This is a genomic window from Pseudomonas sp. SWRI179 (assembly GCF_014268705.1).
GTDB lineage: Bacteria > Pseudomonadota > Gammaproteobacteria > Pseudomonadales > Pseudomonadaceae > Aquipseudomonas > Aquipseudomonas zanjanensis.
This window is the reverse complement of the sequence record NZ_JABWRA010000042.1, coordinates 1-16,173: the sequence shown is the minus strand read 5'-3', so window position 1 is coordinate 16,173 and position 16,173 is coordinate 1. Positions and strand designations below refer to the sequence as shown.

The following is a 16,173-nucleotide window of genomic DNA, read 5'->3' as shown; positions in this document are numbered from 1 at the left end:
GCTCCCTCGCCACAGGGATGTAAGTCATCAAAAAAAGTGTCGATATCCTGCGCGAATCAGTTGATTTTGAAACGCAGGCGCAGGCCACGCAAACCGAAGCTGACCCATGGCCAGAGCAAGGCACTGACCAGGGCTGGCAAGACCAGCGCCAGGGTCGGCTGGCGATTGCCGGTCAGTGCGCTGAGCCACAGCTGCACCAGTTGCGCCAGGCCGAAGATCACCAGGATCACCAGGCATTGCTGCCACATGGGGAACATCCGCAGGCGTTGTTGCAGCGACAGCACCAGGAACGTGATCAGCGTCAGGATCAATGCGTTCTGCCCCAGCAACGTGCCGTAGAGCACGTCCTCGGCCAGGCCCAGGCACCAGGCGGTGACCATGCCGACCTTGTGGGGCAAGGCCAGCGCCCAGAAGGCCAGCAACAAGGCCAGCCACAGGGGACGCAGGATTTCCATGAACTGCGGCAGCGGCGAAACGCTGAGCAACAGGCCGATGGCGAAGGTCATCCAGACCATCCAGCCGTTACCGGATTGGGTACTGCTCATTCTTCTCGTGCTCCCCTGGGCGCCGGTGAAGCGGCGGGTGTCGAGGCCGGTGGTCGAGCCGCAGGTCTGGCAGGCTGGGACGCCGGGGCGTGGGCTGGCCTGGCGGGTGCCGCGGCAGGCGTGGCGGGTGCGGTCGACGGTGTGGTGGCCGGTGCGCTCGTAGCGGGTGTTGCCGCTTGAGGCTTGGGCACCGTGGCCGGCGCAGCGGGTGCAGGCGCGGGCGCAGCCGGCGTAACCGGCGTAACCGACTCGCCGCCCTGCCGGTCCTGGGCTTCCTGGGCCACGGCGGCGTCGTTGGCGCGCTCTTCGGGCGTACGGTTGTCGCTGAAGACCAGCAGCAGATAGCGGCTGCGATTCAATGCTGCCGTCGGCACCGCGCGGACGATCGCGAACGGCTGGCCGGAGTCATGGATGACTTCCTTGACCGTCGCCACCGGGTACCCGGCCGGGAAACGCTGGCCGAGGCCGGAACTGACCAGCAGGTCGCCTTCCTTGATGTCGGCGGTGTCGGCTACGTGCCGCAGCTCCAGGCGTTCCGGGTTGCCAGTACCACTGGCAATCGCCCGCAGGCCGTTGCGGTTGACCTGTACTGGGATGCTGTGGGTAGTGTCGGTCAGCAGCAGCACCCGCGAGGTGTAGGGCATCAACTCCACCACCTGGCCCATCAGGCCCCGGGCATCGAGCACCGGCTGGCCGAGGACCACGCCGTCGCGCTCGCCTTTATTGATCAGGATGCGGTGGGTGAACGGATTGGGGTCCATGCCGATCAACTCGGCCACTTCGACCTTTTCGTTGACCAGCGCGGAGGAGTTGAGCAACTCGCGCAGCCGCACGTTCTGCTCGGTGAGGGCCGCCAGTTTCTGCATGCGCCCCTGCAACAGCAGGTTTTCGGTCTTGAGTTTTTCGTTTTCGGCGACCAGTTCGGTCCGGCTGCCAAACTGGCTGGCGACACCTTGCCACAAGCGCTGCGGCAGGTCGGTGATCCAATAGGATTCCATCAACACCAGCGACATCTGGCTGCGTACAGGCTTGAGCAGCGTGAAGCGGGCATCGACCACCATCAGCGCGACCGATAGCACGGTCAGCACCAGCAGGCGCACGCCCAATGAGGGGCCTTTGGCGAAAAGCGGTTTAATAGGCCGCTCCTCCCAGGCAAATGTTTTCTTTATTCATACGGCATCAAACCGGCCTGGATACGAATGACAGAAGATAAACGCCAACGGGCAGCACTGCAAAGTGCTGCCCGGGCGCAAACAACATAGACCACTCAGCCAGACTTATTCGCTGGAGAGCAGGTCCATGGTGTGCTTGTCCATCATTTCCAGCGCACGGCCACCGCCGCGGGCAACGCAGGTCAACGGGTCTTCGGCAACGATCACCGGCAGGCCGGTTTCCTGGGCCAGCAGCTTGTCGAGGTCACGCAACAGCGCGCCACCACCGGTCAGCACCAGGCCGCGCTCGGCGATGTCCGAGGCCAGCTCCGGCGGCGACTGCTCCAGGGCGCTCTTGACGGCCTGGACGATGGTCGCCAACGACTCTTGCAGCGCTTCGAGCACTTCGTTGGAATTGAGGGTGAAGGCCCGTGGAACGCCTTCGGCCAGGTTGCGACCGCGTACGTCGACTTCACGCACTTCACCGCCCGGGTAGGCCGTGCCGATTTCCTGCTTGATGCGTTCGGCGGTGGATTCGCCGATCAGGCTGCCGTAGTTGCGACGCACATAGGTGATGATCGCTTCGTCGAAACGGTCGCCGCCCACACGTACGGATTCGGCGTAGACCACACCGTTGAGGGAGATCAGCGCGATTTCAGTGGTACCGCCACCGATGTCGACGACCATCGAGCCGCGAGCTTCTTCCACCGGCAGGCCGGCACCGATGGCAGCGGCCATCGGTTCTTCGATCAGGAACACTTCGCGAGCACCGGCACCGAGGGCCGATTCACGGATGGCACGACGCTCTACCTGGGTGGACTTGCATGGCACGCAGATCAGCACACGAGGGCTGGGCTGCAGGAAACTGTTTTCGTGAACCTTGTTGATGAAGTACTGCAGCATCTTTTCGCAGACGCTGAAGTCGGCGATCACGCCGTCCTTCATGGGGCGAATGGCTGCGATGTTGCCCGGTGTACGGCCCAGCATGCGCTTGGCTTCCGTACCGACAGCCACGACACTCTTCTGGTTACCGTGGGTGCGGATGGCCACGACCGAGGGTTCATTCAGGACGATACCGCGCTCGCGCACGTAAATAAGGGTGTTGGCAGTGCCCAGGTCGATGGAAAGATCGCTGGAAAACATGCCACGCAGTTTCTTGAACATGGGAAAGGGACCCTAGGCAACGCGTGGGTAAAAAAGTGCGGCAAACTCTAACAACGACAGGGATTTTGGGCAAGGCGCCAATATGTTAAATTGGCCGCTTTTCTGTGCACCAAACACCGAGATCGCGGCCGTAGGACCGTAGAAATGCGGTAGTGTTCCGACAATCTAACACACGGACAGACTGCGTCCGTTTTGTTTTCCACTGGAGAATCCCATGGCGCTTGAACGCTCCGACGTGGAAAAAATCGCTCATCTGGCCTGTCTGGGCCTCAATGAAGCCGATCTTCCACACATCACTTCTGCCCTGAACAGCATTCTAGGGCTGGTCGACGAGATGCAGGCGGTCGATACCGACGGCATAGAACCGCTGGCCCACCCACTGGAAGCCAGTCAGCGCCTGCGCGCCGACGTCGTGACCGAGTCCAATAATCGCGAGGCCTACCAGTCCATCGCGCCAGCGGTCGAAAACGGCCTGTACCTGGTTCCGAAAGTCATCGACTAAAGGGAAAGAGCCTCTCATGCATCACATGACCCTGGCCGAGATCGCCCGCGGACTCGCCGATAAAAAGTTTTCCTCTGAAGAGCTGACCCAAGTCCTGCTGGCGCGCATCGCCCAGCTCGACCCGCAGCTCAACAGTTTCATCAGCCTCACCGAAGAACTGGCCCTGAGCCAGGCCAAGGCCGCCGACGCCCGGCGCGCCAACGGTGAGGCCGGTGCCCTGCTCGGTGCGCCGATTGCCCACAAGGACTTGTTCTGCACCCAAGGCATCCGCACCAGCTGCGGCTCGAAGATGCTCGACAATTTCAAGGCCCCGTACGATGCCACCGTGGTCGCCAAGCTGGCCGCCGCCGGCACCGTGACCCTGGGCAAGACCAACATGGACGAATTCGCCATGGGCTCGGCCAACGAGTCGAGCTACTACGGCGCGGTGAAGAACCCGTGGAACCTGGAGCACGTACCGGGCGGCTCGTCCGGCGGTTCCGCCGCCGCCGTGGCCGCGCGCCTGTTGCCAGCCGCCACCGCCACCGACACCGGCGGCTCGATCCGCCAGCCGGCGGCGTTCACCAACCTCACCGGCCTGAAGCCGACCTACGGTCGCGTTTCGCGCTGGGGCATGATCGCCTACGCCTCCAGCCTCGACCAGGGCGGCCCACTGGCGCGCACCGCCGAAGACTGCGCGATCCTGCTGCAAGGCATGGCCGGCTTCGACCCGAACGACTCCACCAGCATCGATGAGCCCGTGCCGGACTACAGCGCCAGCCTCAACGGCTCGCTGCAGGGCCTGCGCATCGGCGTGCCGAAGGAATACTTCAGCGCCGGTCTCGACCCACGCATCGCCGAGCTGGTCCACAACAGCGTCAAGGAGCTGGAGAAGCTCGGCGCGGTCATCAAGGAGATCAGCCTGCCGAACATGCAGCACGCCATTCCGGCGTACTACGTGATCGCCCCGGCGGAAGCGTCCTCGAACCTGTCGCGTTTCGACGGCGTGCGCTTCGGCCATCGCTGCGAGAACCCGGAAAACCTGATCGACCTGTACAAGCGCTCCCGTGGCGAAGGCTTCGGCGCCGAAGTGCAACGCCGGATCATGGTCGGCGCCTACGCGTTGTCCGCCGGCTACTACGATGCCTATTACCTCAAGGCGCAGAAAATCCGCCGCCTGGTGAAGAACGACTTCATGGCCGCCTTCAACGAGGTCGACATCATCCTCGGCCCGACCACGCCGAACCCGGCCTGGAAGCTCGGCGCCAAGAACAGCGACCCGGTCGCCGAGTACCTGGAAGACGTCTACACCATCACCGCCAACCTCGCCGGCTTGCCGGGCCTGTCCATGCCGGCCGGTTTCGTCGATGGCCTGCCGGTGGGCGTGCAGTTGCTCGCGCCGTATTTCCAGGAAGGCCGCCTGTTGAATGTTGCCCACCAGTATCAAATGAATACTGACTGGCACACCCGCACCCCAACCGGCTTCTGAGGAGAAACACATGCAATGGGAAGTCGTGATCGGGCTGGAGATTCATACCCAGCTCACCACCCGGTCGAAAATCTTTTCCGGTAGCTCCACCACATTCGGTTCCGAGCCCAATACCCAGGCCAGCCTGGTGGACCTGGGCATGCCCGGCGTACTGCCGGTGCTCAACGCCGAAGCGGTGCGCATGGCGGTGATGTTCGGCCTGGCGATTGACGCCGAGATCGGCCAGCACAACGTGTTCGCCCGCAAGAACTACTTCTACCCGGACCTGCCCAAGGGCTACCAGATCAGCCAGATGGAGCTGCCGATCGTCGGCAAGGGCCACCTGGACATCGCCCTGGAAGATGGCACGGTCAAGCGCGTCGGTATCACCCGGGCGCACCTGGAAGAAGACGCCGGCAAGAGCCTGCACGAAGAATTCAACGGTGCTACCGGCATCGACCTGAACCGTGCCGGCACGCCGCTGCTGGAAATCGTCTCCGAGCCGGACATGCGCAGCGCCAAGGAAGCCGTGGCCTACGTCAAGGCGATCCATGCCCTGGTGCGCTACTTGGGCATCTGCGATGGCAACATGGCCGAGGGCTCGCTGCGCTGCGATTGCAACGTGTCGATCCGTCCAAAAGGCCAGGCCGAATTCGGCACCCGCTGCGAGATCAAGAACGTCAACTCGTTCCGCTTCATCGAGAAGGCGATCAACAGCGAGATCCAGCGCCAGATCGAACTGATCGAGGACGGCGGCAAGGTCATCCAGCAGACCCGCCTGTACGACCCGAACAAGGACGAGACCCGTCCGATGCGCAGCAAGGAAGAAGCCAACGACTACCGTTACTTCCCCGACCCGGACCTGCTGCCGGTGGTCATCGAGGATTCGTTCCTCAATGAAGTGCGCGCCACACTGCCGGAGCTGCCGCCGCAGAAACGCGAGCGCTTCCAGGCGCAGTTCGGGCTGTCGAGCTATGACGCCAACGTCCTGGCCACCAGCCGCGAACAGGCCGATTACTTCGAAAAAGTCGTGAGCATCGGTGGCGACGCCAAGCTGGCGGCCAACTGGGTGATGGTCGAGTTGGGCAGCCTGTTGAACAAGCAGGGCCTGGAAATCGATGAGTCGCCGGTCTCCGCCGAGCAATTGGGCGGCATGCTGGTGCGGATCAAGGACAACACCATTTCCGGCAAGATCGCCAAGATGGTGTTCGAAGCCATGGCCAATGGTGAAGGCAGCGCCGACGAGATCATCGAGAAGCGCGGCTTGAAGCAGGTCACCGACACCGGCGCGATTTCCGCCGTGCTCGATGAAATGCTCGCGGCCAACGCCGAGCAGGTCGAACAGTACCGCGCGGCAGACGAAGCCAAGCGCGGCAAGATGTTCGGCTTCTTCGTCGGCCAGGCCATGAAAGCCTCCAAGGGCAAGGCCAACCCGCAACAGGTCAACGAACTGCTCAAAAGCAAGCTCGAAGGCTGATGGCCATGGAGCCAGTCTTCCAATCTGGCTCAATCCCCTGTGGCGAGGGAGCTTGCTCCCGCTGGGTCGCGAAGCGGCCCCCAACAATCTGCTGCCAGATTCAGGGGGCTGCTGCGCAGCCCAGCGGGAGCAAGCTCCCTCGCCACAATAATTTTCACAACCACACTGATGTGGAATCCCTCACATGAAGCGTCTCCTCGGCGCCTGCGCCCTGCTGTCCCTGTTGGCCGGTTGCGCCAGCCAGAGCGGGACGGTCGATCCACACGGCTACGACCAGACCGGCGTCGCTTCTTATTACGGCGCCCGGCACCATGGCAAGCGCACCGCCAGCGGCGAGCGTTTCAACCAGCATGGCCTGACCGCTGCCCATCGCCAGTTGCCGTTCGGCACCCGGGTGAAAGTCACCAACCTGAAAAACAACGACAGCGTCGTGGTCCGCATCAACGACCGCGGCCCGTATACTCGTGGCCGTTTGATCGACGTGTCCCGCGAAGCCGCCGAGCAACTGGGCATGTTGCGCAGCGGCACTGCCCGGGTGCGTGTGCAAGCCCTCGACGACTGATAGACGGAGCCCGGCCATTTCCCTACTCACCGCCCTACCGCTGCTCAGCCTGATCGAGTTGTTCGGCGCCCTGCTATTGCTGATCGGCGGCGCCGAACTGTTGGTGCGCGCCGCCGTGGGCCTGGCGGCACGCCTGCAGGTACGGCCGCTGATCATCGGCCTGACCGTCGTCGCGTTCGGCAGCAGCGCGCCACAAATGGCCGTCAGCCTGCAGGCGACCCTGGCGCAAAACGCCGACATCGCCGTGGGCAGTGTGATCGGCAGCAGCATCTTCAACATCCTCGTCACGCTGGGGCTGTCGGCGCTGATCATTCCGTTGCGCGTCTCGCGCCAGTTGGTGCGCCTGGACATCCCGTTGATGATCGGCGCCAGCCTGCTGGTGTTCGTGCTGGCATTGAATGAAGAACTGACCCGTCTGGATGGCGCCTGGCTGCTGCTGGCCCTGGCGGTGTACCTCGGGCTGTTGTTGCGCCAGTCCCGGCATTCGGCGCGGCCGCACCCGGTGGGCGGCGACGTGGCCCACATGTCCTGGGTCAAGAGTGTGCTGATGATTACAGCGGGCCTGACCATGCTGATCTTCGCCGGCCACCTGTTGCTGGGCGCGGCGGTGGAAGTGGCGACGGACCTCGGCCTTTCGGAGCGCATCATCGGCCTGACCATCGTCGCCGTCAGCACCTCGCTGCCGGAGCTCGCCACCTCGCTGATTGCCGCCCTGCGCGGCCAGCGGGACATTGCGGTGGGCAACGTGATCGGCAGCAACCTGTTCAACCTGCTGGGTGTGCTCGGCGTGACCGCCCTGGCCGCGCCCACGCCACTGTCGGTGTCGCCGAATGCCCTGGATTTCGACCTGCCGGTGATGCTCGGCGTGGCGGTGCTGTGCCTGCCGGTGTTCTATTCCGGCTACCGCGTCACCCGTGCCGAAGGCTTGCTGTTGCTGGGCTTGTACGCGGTCTACGGGCTGCACGTGGTGTCGTTCACCACCGGCATGCCCCTGGCCGGCCAACTGGAACGACTGATGCTGTTCTACGTGCTGCCGGCCCTGCTCGCGTTTTTGCTGTTCACCTCCCTGCGCGCCTGGCGCCGCCAACACCACAAGAGGGATTTGCCATGACCGACACTCCAAAGACCGGCCTCGACATGCGCCGCCAAGTGATGGGCGATGCGTTCGTCGACCGCGCCCTGGGCAATGCCACCGACTTCACCCAGCCTCTGCAGGATTTCGTCAATGAGCACGCCTGGGGCAGCGTCTGGAGCCGCGAAGGCCTGCCGCTGAAAACCCGCAGCCTGATCACCCTCGCCGCCCTCACTGCCCTCAAGTGCCCGCAGGAACTCAAGGGCCACGTGCGCGGCGCGCTGAACAATGGCTGCACCGTGGAAGAGATCCGCGAGGCGTTGCTGCATTGCGCGGTGTACGCGGGCGTGCCGGCGGCGATCGATGCGTTTCGGGCGGCGCAGGAAGTGATCGATAGCTACCAGAAACCTGAGTGAAGGCCCAAGCCTTGCGGTGACAGGCCAGGCCTCTTCGCGAGCAAGCCCGCTCCCACATTGACTGCGTTCTTCCATGGAAATGCGATCGAATGTGGGAGCGGGCTTGCTCGCGAATGGAACGAAAGAGCGCTGCAAATCCGAGGCTAGATCCACCCACCCCACTGCAACACAAAGATCCCCAGGTTGGTGGTAATCGCCGCCATCAAGGTGGTGATGACGATGATCGCCGCCGCCAGCTCATGGTTGCCATCGGCCGCCCGGGCCATGACGAAACTGGCCGCCGCGGTGGGGCTGCCGAAGTACAGGAAGAGAATCCCCAGTTCCGCCCCGCGAAAGCCCCAGAGCCACGCACCGAGGGTGGTCACCAGCGGCAGGCCGACCATTTTCACCAGGCTCGAACTCAGGGCCATCTTGCCGCTCTTGCGCAGGGCCGCCAGGGACAGCGTGCCGCCGATGCAGATCAGCGCCAGGGGCAAGGTCATTTGTGACAGGTATTTGGCCGAGGTCTCGAACCAGTTCGGCAGGCCGATCTGCCAATAGGCGAACGGCGCGGCGGCGATCACGCTGATGATCAGCGGGTTGCTGATCACGCTTTTGCAGATGCTCCACGGATCGGACTTGATCACCGGGCTGTAGACCGCCAGCACGATGGTCGACAAGGTGTTGTAGAACAAGATCACCAGCGCCGCGAGAATCGACCCCAGGGAAATCCCGTAGTCGCCATACATGCTCGCCGCCAGCGCCAGGCCGATCACACCGTTGTTGCCGCGAAACGCGCCCTGGGTGTAGATGCCGCGGTCTTCGCGCGGGCAACGCCAGATAGCCCAGCCCCAGGCCATTGCAAAGCTCACCAGGGTGGCGATGGAGAAATAAATCAGCAGGTCAGGCTGCAACGCCGCATGCAGATCGGCATGCAGGATGCCGAGGAACAACAGCGCTGGCATGGTGACGTTGAACACCAGCGACGAGGCGATGTGGATGAAGTTGTCGTTGATCCAGTCGATGCGCTTGAGCAGCGTCCCCAGAAACAGCATGGCGAACACCGGCGCGGTGACGTTCAGGGTTTCGAGGAAAATTGCCAGCATGCCGGGGACCTTGAGAAGGGTGTCGTTAGGTGGCTAATGATAAGCCACTCACGGCATTGGCGTCTGGTCGAGCCTCTTCGCGAGCAGGCTCGCTCCCACATTTATTCTGCGCTGAACACAAAATCCACATTCACTCCACATCCCCCTGTGGGAGCGGGCTTGCTCGCGAAGACGGCAGCACATCCAACATCAATGCCAACTGAACCACCGCTTTCGCGAGCAAGCCCGCTCCCACACTGGTTCTCCTGCGATCGCAAAACCCACACTCCCCCCACATCCCTGTGGGAGCGGGCTTGCTCGCGAAGGCGGCGGCACATCCACCACCAATGCCAGCTGAACCACCGCTTTCGCGAGCAAGCCCGCTCCCACACTGGATCGGCGGCGGGCACAGAATCCACTTCACCCCACATCCCTGTGGGAGCGAGCCTGCTCGCGATCAGCGTCGGATCAGGTAATCGGCGCCGGGTTGAACAACGTGATGTCGTTGTACAGCTTGTGCCGCTCGGCCCAGGTCTGTTTCTTGCCGCTGGCCACGTCCAGGTAGTAGTGAAACAACTCCCAACCCAGTTCCTCGATGGTCGCCCGTCCAGTGGCGATGCGGCCGGCGTCGATGTCGATCAGGTCCGGCCAGCGCTGGGCCAGTTCGGTACGGGTCGAGACTTTCACCACCGGCGCCATCGCCAGGCCATAAGGCGTGCCCCGGCCGGTGGTGAACACATGCAAGTTCATCCCCGCCGCCAGTTGCAACGTGCCGCAGACAAAATCGCTGGCCGGTGTGGCGCAGAAAATCAGGCCCTTTTGCTTGAAGCGCTCGCCCGGGCCAAGCACGCCGTTGATTGCGCTGCTGCCGGACTTGACGATCGAGCCCAGGGACTTCTCGACGATGTTCGACAGCCCGCCCTTCTTGTTGCCCGGCGTGGTGTTGGCACTGCGATCGGCTTCGCCCTTGGCCAGGTAACGGTCGTACCAGTCCATTTCCCGTACCAGCTCCTGGGCGACTTCCTCGGTTTGCGCCCGGGAAGTCAGCAGGTAGATCGCGTCGCGCACTTCGGTGACTTCGGAAAACATCACCGTCGCGCCAGCCCGCAGCAACAGGTCCGAGGCATAACCCAGGGCCGGGTTGGCGGTGATACCGGAAAACGCATCGCTGCCGCCGCACTGCATGCCCAGGATCAGCTCGGAGGCGGGCACGGTTTCGCGACGACGCTGGTCGAGTTTCTTCAGGCGGGTCTCGGCCAATTCCATGATCTGCTCGATCATTTCCGTGAAGCCGTGACTGGAATCCTGCAAGCGATACAACCACGGCTCGCTGAGGTCCACCGAGCTGTCGCCTTCATGCATCACCTGCCCGGCCTGCAATTTCTCGCAGCCCAGGCTGATCACCAGTGCCTCGCCCCCCAGGTTCGGGTTGCGCGCCAGGTTGCGCACGGTGCGAATCGGGATGTAGGCATCGGTGGCGGTGATCGCCACGCCACAGCCATAGCTGTGGGTCAGCGCCACCACGTCATCGACGTTCGGGTACTTGGGCAACAGTTCGTCCTTGATGCGCTTGACCGCATGGTCCAGCACACCGGTCACGCACTGCACCGTGGTGGTGATGCCCAGGATGTTGCGCGTGCCGACGGTGCCGTCGGCGTTGCGGTAACCTTCGAAGGTGTAGCCCTCCAGCGGCGCATCGGCCGCCGGCACGTCGGTGGACAGCGGCAAGCTGTCCAGCGGCGGTGCGGTGGGCATGCGCAACTGGTCTTCCTTGACCCAGCTGCCACGAGGGATCGGTTGCAGCGCGTAGCCGATGACCTGGCCGTAGCGAGTCACCTCGCCGCCCTCGGGAATGTCCACCAAGGTGACTTTGTGGCTCTGCGGCACGAAGTCGACGGTGACCAGGCCGTCCGGGAATTCGGTCCCGGCCGGTACGCCCTGGTCGTTGACAACAATCACCACGTTGTCGCGCTCGTGCAGGCGGATGTAACGGGGCGAATCGGCATGTTCAATCAGATTCATGGACGCCATTCCTCAGGATTTGGCTTCAGACAGGCTGGAGAGGTCGGCTTCCTTGGCCGCTGGCTCCTTGAGCACCACACGCTTGATCGGGCCCACGATGACCAAGTAGCTGAACACCGCCATCAACGCGTTGCAACCGACGAACACCAGTGCCCATTTGAACGAGCCTGTGGAGCTGATGATGTAGCCAATGACAATCGGCGTGGTGATCGACGCCAGGTTGCCGAAGGTGTTGAACAGGCCGCCGCTCAAGCCGGCAATCTGTTTCGGCGAGGTGTCGGACACCACCGCCCAGCCCAAGGCACCGACGCCTTTACCGAAGAACGCCAGGGCCATGAAGCCCACCACCATCCATTCGATGTCGACGTAGTTGCACGCCACGATGCTGCTCGATACCAGCAAACCGGCGATGATCGGCGCCTTGCGGGCAAAGGTCAGCGAGTGGCCCTTGCGCAGCAGGTAGTCGGAAATCACCCCGCCGAGGACGCCACCGATAAACCCGCAGATGGCCGGCAAGGAGGCGATGAAACCGGCCTTGAGGATGGTCATGCCGCGTTCCTGGACCAGGTACACCGGGAACCAGGTCAGGAAGAAGTAGGTAATACCGTTGATGCAGTATTGGCCCAGGTATACGCCGAGCATCATGCGGTTGGTCAGCAGTTGGCGAATGTAATCCCACTTCGGACCGTCGGCTTTCTTTTCCTTGCCCTTGTCCTGGTCCATGTCGACCATCGCGCCGTTGGACGCGATGTGATTGAACTCGGCCTCGTTGATCATCGGGTGTTGGCGCGGACTGTAGATCACTTTCAGCCAGACCAGCGAGAACACGATGCCGATCACGCCCATCACGATGAACACGTGCTGCCAGCCGAAGCGGTAGACGATCCAGCCCATCAGCGGTGCGAACAACACGGTGGCGAAATATTGCGCCGAGTTGAAGATCGCCGAGGCGGTACCGCGTTCAGCGGTGGGGAACCAGGCGGCGACGATCCGGGCGTTGCCCGGGAACGAAGGCGCTTCGGCCAGCCCGACCAGAAAGCGCAGCATGAACAGCGCAACCACGGCCGTGGACATGCCGAATTCACCGACATAACCCTGCAGCACGGTGAACAGCGACCAGGTGAAAATGCTCAAGGCATAGATTTTCTTCGACCCGAAACGGTCGAGCAACCAGCCGCCAGGAATCTGCCCGGCCACGTAGGCCCAGCCGAAGGCGGAGAAGATATAACCGAGGGTGACGGCGTCGATGCCGAGGTCTTTTTGCAGGCTGGAACCCGCGATCGCGATGGTGGCACGGTCGGCGTAGTTGATCGTTGTCACCAAAAACAGCATGAGCAGGATCAAATAGCGGACGTGCGTCGGCTTGGTCTCTTGCATGTAATCTACTTCCACTATTTATTTTTATGCGGGAAATCAAATTGTACGGTCGGCGCCGGAGCCCGGCGCCGACCGGTGTTGCGTATTACGAGCCGATGTAGGAGGTCTTCACCACGGTGTAGAACTCTTGCGCGTAGCGGCCTTGCTCACGTGAACCGTAGGACGAACCTTTGCGCCCGCCGAACGGCACGTGGTAATCCACGCCGGCGGTCGGCAGGTTAACCATCACCATGCCCGCCTGGGAATGGCGCTTGAAGTGGTTGGCGTATTTCAACGAGGTGGTGGCGATACCGGCCGACAAACCGAACTCGGTGTCGTTGGCCATCGCCAGCGCCGCCTCGTAGTCGGCCACGCGCACGACGTTGGCCACCGGGCCGAAGATCTCCTCGCGGCTGATGCGCATCGAGGCTTCGCTGTCGGCAAACAGGGTCGGCGCCAGGAAATAACCTTCGGTGTCGCACGTCACCAGGCCGCCACCGCTGACCAGCCGCGCACCTTCGCTCTGGCCAATGTCGATGTACTTCAAATCCTGGCTGAGCTGGGCTTCGGAAACCACCGGGCCGATGTCAGTGCCGGCCTTCAACGCATGACCGACCTTGATCGACTGCATGCGCTCGGCCATGGCCGCGACGAACTTGTCATGGATGCCGGCGGTGACGATCAGGCGGCTCGACGCGGTGCAACGCTGGCCGGTGGAGTAGAACGCGCTCTGCACCGCCAGTTCGACGGCCTGCTTGAGGTCGGCGTCGTCGAGGATGATCTGCGGGTTCTTGCCGCCCATTTCCAACTGCACCTTGGCCTGGCGCGCCACGCAGTTGACGGCGATCTGCCGGCCTACGCCCACGGAACCGGTGAAGCTGATGCCGTCGACTTTCGGGCTGTTGACCAGGATGTCACCGACCACACGGCCGCTGCCCATCACCAGGTTGAACGCACCGGCCGGGAAACCGGCGCGGGAAATGATCTCGGCAAGGGCCCAGGCGCAGCCCGGTACCAATTCGGCGGGCTTGATCACCACGCAGTTGCCGTAGGCCAGGGCCGGGGCGATTTTCCACGCGGGAATGGCGATCGGGAAGTTCCACGGGGTGATCAGGCCAACCACGCCGAGGGCTTCGCGGGTCACTTCGACGTTGACGCCCGGGCGCACCGATGGCACGTAGTCGCCAGACAGACGCAGGCATTCACCGGCGAAGAATTTGAAAATGTTGCCGGCGCGGGTCACTTCGCCGATGGCTTCGGGCAGGGTCTTGCCCTCTTCCCGGGCCAGCAGTTGGCCGAGTTCTTCACGGCGGGCGAGGATCTCGGTGCCGACTTTGTCCAGCGCATCATGGCGGGCCTGGATGCCCGAGGTCGACCAGGCCGGGAACGCGGCGCGGGCGGCTTCGATGGCGGCGTTGACTTGCGCTGCGTCAGCCTTGGCGTATTCACCGATGACATCGGACAAGTCAGACGGGTTGATGTTGGTGCAATAGTCAGCACCGGCCACCCACTCACCGTTGATGTAGTTATCGAAACGCTTTGCATCTGCCACGGAGCTTCTCCTCTCACAAAAGCTGTCTAGGAACGCAGTGCGTCCCTGGCTGCGTTCCCACGCAGAGCGTAGGAACGATCAAGCCTTACGCAAAAAGCCGCTGATTGCTCAGCGGCCTTGTCGGGTCTGTTACTGCTTGCCTTGCTTGTCGATCAGCGCGGCCAGGGCTTCGTATTCTTCTGGCAGCAGGTCGGTCAACGGCGTGCGCACAGGGCCCGCGTCATAGCCAACGATCTTCGCGCCGGCCTTGACGATGCTCACTGCGTAACCGGCCTTGCGGTTGCGGATGTCCAGGTAAGGCAGGAAGAAGTCGTCGATGATCTTGCCGACGGTGTCGTGATCGTCACGGGCAATGGCGTGGTAGAAGTCCATCGCGGTTTTCGGGATGAAGTTGAACACCGCCGAGGAGTAGACCGGCACGCCCAGGGCCTTGTAGGCCGCGGCGTAGACTTCAGCGGTCGGCAGGCCGCCCAGGTAGCTGAAACGATCGCCGAGGCGACGACGGATCGACACCATCAGTTCGATGTCGCCCAGGCCGTCCTTGTAGCCGATCAGGTTCGGGCAGCGCTCGGCCAGTTGTTCCAACTGAGTGGCATTCAGGCGGCAGACGTTGCGGTTGTACACCACCACGCCGATTTTTACCGATTTGCACACGGCTTCAACGTGGGCGGCAACGCCGTCCTGGCTGGCTTCGGTCAGGTAGTGCGGCAGCAGCAACAGGCCCTTGGCGCCCAGGCGCTCGGCTTCTTGAGCGTACTCGATGGCCTGGCGGGTGGCACCGCCGACGCCGGCGAGGATCGGCACGCTGGTGGCGCAGGTATCGACGGCCGTCTTGATGACTTGCGAGTACTCGCTGGCGGCCAGGGAGAAGAATTCACCGGTGCCGCCCGCTGCGAACAATGCAGAGGCGCCGTACGGGGCCAGCCACTCAAGGCGCTTGATGTAGCTGTCGCGATTGAAATCGCCATTGGCAGTGAAATCGGTGACCGGGAACGACAGCAGGCCAGACGAGAGGATGGACTTCAGTTCTTGTGGATTCATTATTCGAACACCCTGGACGCAAATGTTGTGTTGTAGGAAACGGTTCAGCTTCATGTGAAGTTGTAGGTCATCGTACAACTTAAAATGTGAACGTCAACTGCATTTCGTCTTTTGTCGGGTGTCGGGACTTGGAGGTTTGGCGCGGGGCCTTGTAGATCGGGGCTTCTGGGGGATGGGGAGACGGATGAAAACTTGCCGACCTGGCCACCACGACCGCTCGTCGCCACTGTCAACTCTGCCAGTAGGCGCCGTTACGGCGAGGGGGCATAACCCAGGCATGGCTGTGCTGCGCACGGCCGTAGTCCCTTTCACAATCTTTTAAGTGAGCCGCCCGTACGCGATGATCGGGGCTGCCTCACAGGGAGTGACATCATGAAGACGTATGCGAAGCCCGCGCTCAGAGATCTTCCACTTGCTGAGGAAATCACGGTCGACTTGTCAGAAAGAAAGACATTGACCGTGGAGATTCCGGATGCAGATTTCGACCCGTACTCGAATGCCCGACTGATTCTGGACGAGGGCTCGCCGGTAGGCGCGTTTACACCTCTGACCGAGGGCGAGGAAGGTACGCCACGTAAAGATGTAACGGTGACTATAACCAACTTTGAGCTGGCAGATTACATCGACAAATTGGTTGAGCTTCGTTACGAGGTTACTTACGAGAGCAGCGGGGATATCGATAGATCCGAGCCGCAAAAGTTGCGGATCGAGGCGTCGCGCTAAGCGCCTACGATTCGTCAGACGGGCACACAGATACAAAGCCAGTCACCACTTCCCTGTGGCGAGGGAGCTTGCTCCCGCT

Annotated in this window: 15 protein-coding genes; 7 read left to right on the top strand and 8 right to left on the bottom strand. The window is 62.5% G+C overall.

The annotated features are described in order from the left end of the window. Positions 1 to 56: 56 nt before the first annotated feature. From mreD to mreB, 3 genes are all read right to left on the bottom strand, one after another. Positions 57 to 545: a rod shape-determining protein MreD gene (gene mreD, locus HU767_RS21435; RefSeq protein ID WP_186730410.1), complete on the bottom strand. Its 489-nt coding sequence runs from the start codon at positions 543 to 545 to the stop codon at positions 57 to 59. After that, complete coding sequence (gene mreC / locus HU767_RS21430; protein ID WP_186730427.1) at positions 542 to 1,681, bottom strand: rod shape-determining protein MreC; 1,140 nt, start codon at positions 1,679 to 1,681, stop codon at positions 542 to 544. Before mreC ends, mreD begins: the two co-directional genes overlap by 4 nt. A gap of 141 nt (positions 1,682 to 1,822) precedes the next feature. Continuing rightward, complete coding sequence (mreB, locus tag HU767_RS21425; RefSeq protein ID WP_002555108.1) at positions 1,823 to 2,860, bottom strand: rod shape-determining protein MreB; 1,038 nt, start codon at positions 2,858 to 2,860, stop codon at positions 1,823 to 1,825. A gap of 214 nt (positions 2,861 to 3,074) precedes the next feature. Between mreB and gatC the strand changes: the two genes are divergently transcribed. The 6 genes from gatC (at position 3,075) to HU767_RS21395 (ending at position 8,336) form a co-directional block, all read left to right on the top strand. Next, complete coding sequence (gene gatC, locus HU767_RS21420) at positions 3,075 to 3,362, top strand: Asp-tRNA(Asn)/Glu-tRNA(Gln) amidotransferase subunit GatC (RefSeq protein ID WP_039592252.1); 288 nt, start codon at positions 3,075 to 3,077, stop codon at positions 3,360 to 3,362. 16 nt (positions 3,363 to 3,378) lie between these two features. Further along, positions 3,379 to 4,830 carry an Asp-tRNA(Asn)/Glu-tRNA(Gln) amidotransferase subunit GatA gene (gatA, locus tag HU767_RS21415; protein ID WP_186730409.1) on the top strand — a complete coding sequence of 484 codons (1,452 nt, stop codon included), beginning with the start codon at positions 3,379 to 3,381 and terminating at the stop codon, positions 4,828 to 4,830. Between the two features lie 10 nt (positions 4,831 to 4,840). Further along, positions 4,841 to 6,286 (top strand): Asp-tRNA(Asn)/Glu-tRNA(Gln) amidotransferase subunit GatB, encoded by a 1,446-nt coding sequence (gene gatB, locus HU767_RS21410; protein WP_186710671.1) that lies wholly within the window; start codon positions 4,841 to 4,843, stop codon positions 6,284 to 6,286. A 184-nt stretch (positions 6,287 to 6,470) separates the two neighbouring features. Then, positions 6,471 to 6,848 carry a septal ring lytic transglycosylase RlpA family protein gene (locus HU767_RS21405; protein WP_122568889.1) on the top strand — a complete coding sequence of 126 codons (378 nt, stop codon included), beginning with the start codon at positions 6,471 to 6,473 and terminating at the stop codon, positions 6,846 to 6,848. A 49-nt stretch (positions 6,849 to 6,897) separates the two neighbouring features. Then, positions 6,898 to 7,959 (top strand): calcium/sodium antiporter, encoded by a 1,062-nt coding sequence (locus tag HU767_RS21400; RefSeq protein ID WP_186730426.1) that lies wholly within the window; start codon positions 6,898 to 6,900, stop codon positions 7,957 to 7,959. Further along, on the top strand, positions 7,956 to 8,336 hold the full coding sequence (locus HU767_RS21395; RefSeq protein WP_186710669.1) for a carboxymuconolactone decarboxylase family protein: 381 nt from the start codon (positions 7,956 to 7,958) through the stop codon (positions 8,334 to 8,336). The genes HU767_RS21400 and HU767_RS21395 overlap by 4 nt, the downstream gene beginning before the upstream one ends. Before the next feature lie 143 nt (positions 8,337 to 8,479). On the opposite strand, the gene HU767_RS21390 is transcribed toward HU767_RS21395, so the two are convergent. The 5 genes from HU767_RS21390 to kdgD all read right to left on the bottom strand — a co-directional run bounded on the left by HU767_RS21390 (position 8,480) and on the right by kdgD (position 15,371). Beyond that, a complete protein-coding gene (locus HU767_RS21390; RefSeq protein ID WP_186710660.1) occupies positions 8,480 to 9,421 on the bottom strand; it encodes an AEC family transporter in 942 nt (313 codons plus the stop codon). Positions 9,422 to 9,868: 447 nt separating this feature from the next. Next, the gene (gene garD, locus HU767_RS21385; protein ID WP_186730408.1) at positions 9,869 to 11,422 is read right to left on the bottom strand and encodes a galactarate dehydratase; all 1,554 of its coding nucleotides are present in this window, start codon (positions 11,420 to 11,422) and stop codon (positions 9,869 to 9,871) included. 12 nt (positions 11,423 to 11,434) lie between these two features. After that, entirely contained in the window at positions 11,435 to 12,799 is a 1,365-nt protein-coding gene (locus tag HU767_RS21380) for an MFS transporter (protein ID WP_039592259.1), read from the bottom strand. Positions 12,800 to 12,884: 85 nt separating this feature from the next. Beyond that, positions 12,885 to 14,330 (bottom strand): aldehyde dehydrogenase family protein, encoded by a 1,446-nt coding sequence (locus HU767_RS21375; protein ID WP_186710801.1) that lies wholly within the window; start codon positions 14,328 to 14,330, stop codon positions 12,885 to 12,887. 129 nt (positions 14,331 to 14,459) lie between these two features. Continuing rightward, positions 14,460 to 15,371 carry a 5-dehydro-4-deoxyglucarate dehydratase gene (gene kdgD / locus HU767_RS21370; RefSeq protein WP_186710799.1) on the bottom strand — a complete coding sequence of 304 codons (912 nt, stop codon included), beginning with the start codon at positions 15,369 to 15,371 and terminating at the stop codon, positions 14,460 to 14,462. A 372-nt stretch (positions 15,372 to 15,743) separates the two neighbouring features. On the opposite strand from kdgD, the gene HU767_RS21365 reads away from it, so the two are divergent. Next, positions 15,744 to 16,094 carry a hypothetical protein gene (locus HU767_RS21365; protein WP_186710797.1) on the top strand — a complete coding sequence of 117 codons (351 nt, stop codon included), beginning with the start codon at positions 15,744 to 15,746 and terminating at the stop codon, positions 16,092 to 16,094. Positions 16,095 to 16,173: the final 79 nt, after the last annotated feature.

Coding starts and splice junctions, on each gene's coding strand:
- mreD (WP_186730410.1), bottom strand. CDS start 545: ATGAGCAGTACCCAATCCGGTAACGGCTGGATGGTCTGGATGACCTTC.
- mreB (WP_002555108.1), bottom strand. CDS start 2,860: ATGTTCAAGAAACTGCGTGGCATGTTTTCCAGCGATCTTTCCATCGAC.
- gatC (WP_039592252.1), top strand. CDS start 3,075: ATGGCGCTTGAACGCTCCGACGTGGAAAAAATCGCTCATCTGGCCTGT.
- gatA (WP_186730409.1), top strand. CDS start 3,379: ATGCATCACATGACCCTGGCCGAGATCGCCCGCGGACTCGCCGATAAA.
- gatB (WP_186710671.1), top strand. CDS start 4,841: ATGCAATGGGAAGTCGTGATCGGGCTGGAGATTCATACCCAGCTCACC.
- HU767_RS21405 (WP_122568889.1), top strand. CDS start 6,471: ATGAAGCGTCTCCTCGGCGCCTGCGCCCTGCTGTCCCTGTTGGCCGGT.
- HU767_RS21395 (WP_186710669.1), top strand. CDS start 7,956: ATGACCGACACTCCAAAGACCGGCCTCGACATGCGCCGCCAAGTGATG.
- HU767_RS21390 (WP_186710660.1), bottom strand. CDS start 9,421: ATGCTGGCAATTTTCCTCGAAACCCTGAACGTCACCGCGCCGGTGTTC.
- garD (WP_186730408.1), bottom strand. CDS start 11,422: ATGAATCTGATTGAACATGCCGATTCGCCCCGTTACATCCGCCTGCAC.
- HU767_RS21380 (WP_039592259.1), bottom strand. CDS start 12,799: ATGCAAGAGACCAAGCCGACGCACGTCCGCTATTTGATCCTGCTCATG.
- kdgD (WP_186710799.1), bottom strand. CDS start 15,371: ATGAATCCACAAGAACTGAAGTCCATCCTCTCGTCTGGCCTGCTGTCG.
- HU767_RS21365 (WP_186710797.1), top strand. CDS start 15,744: ATGAAGACGTATGCGAAGCCCGCGCTCAGAGATCTTCCACTTGCTGAG.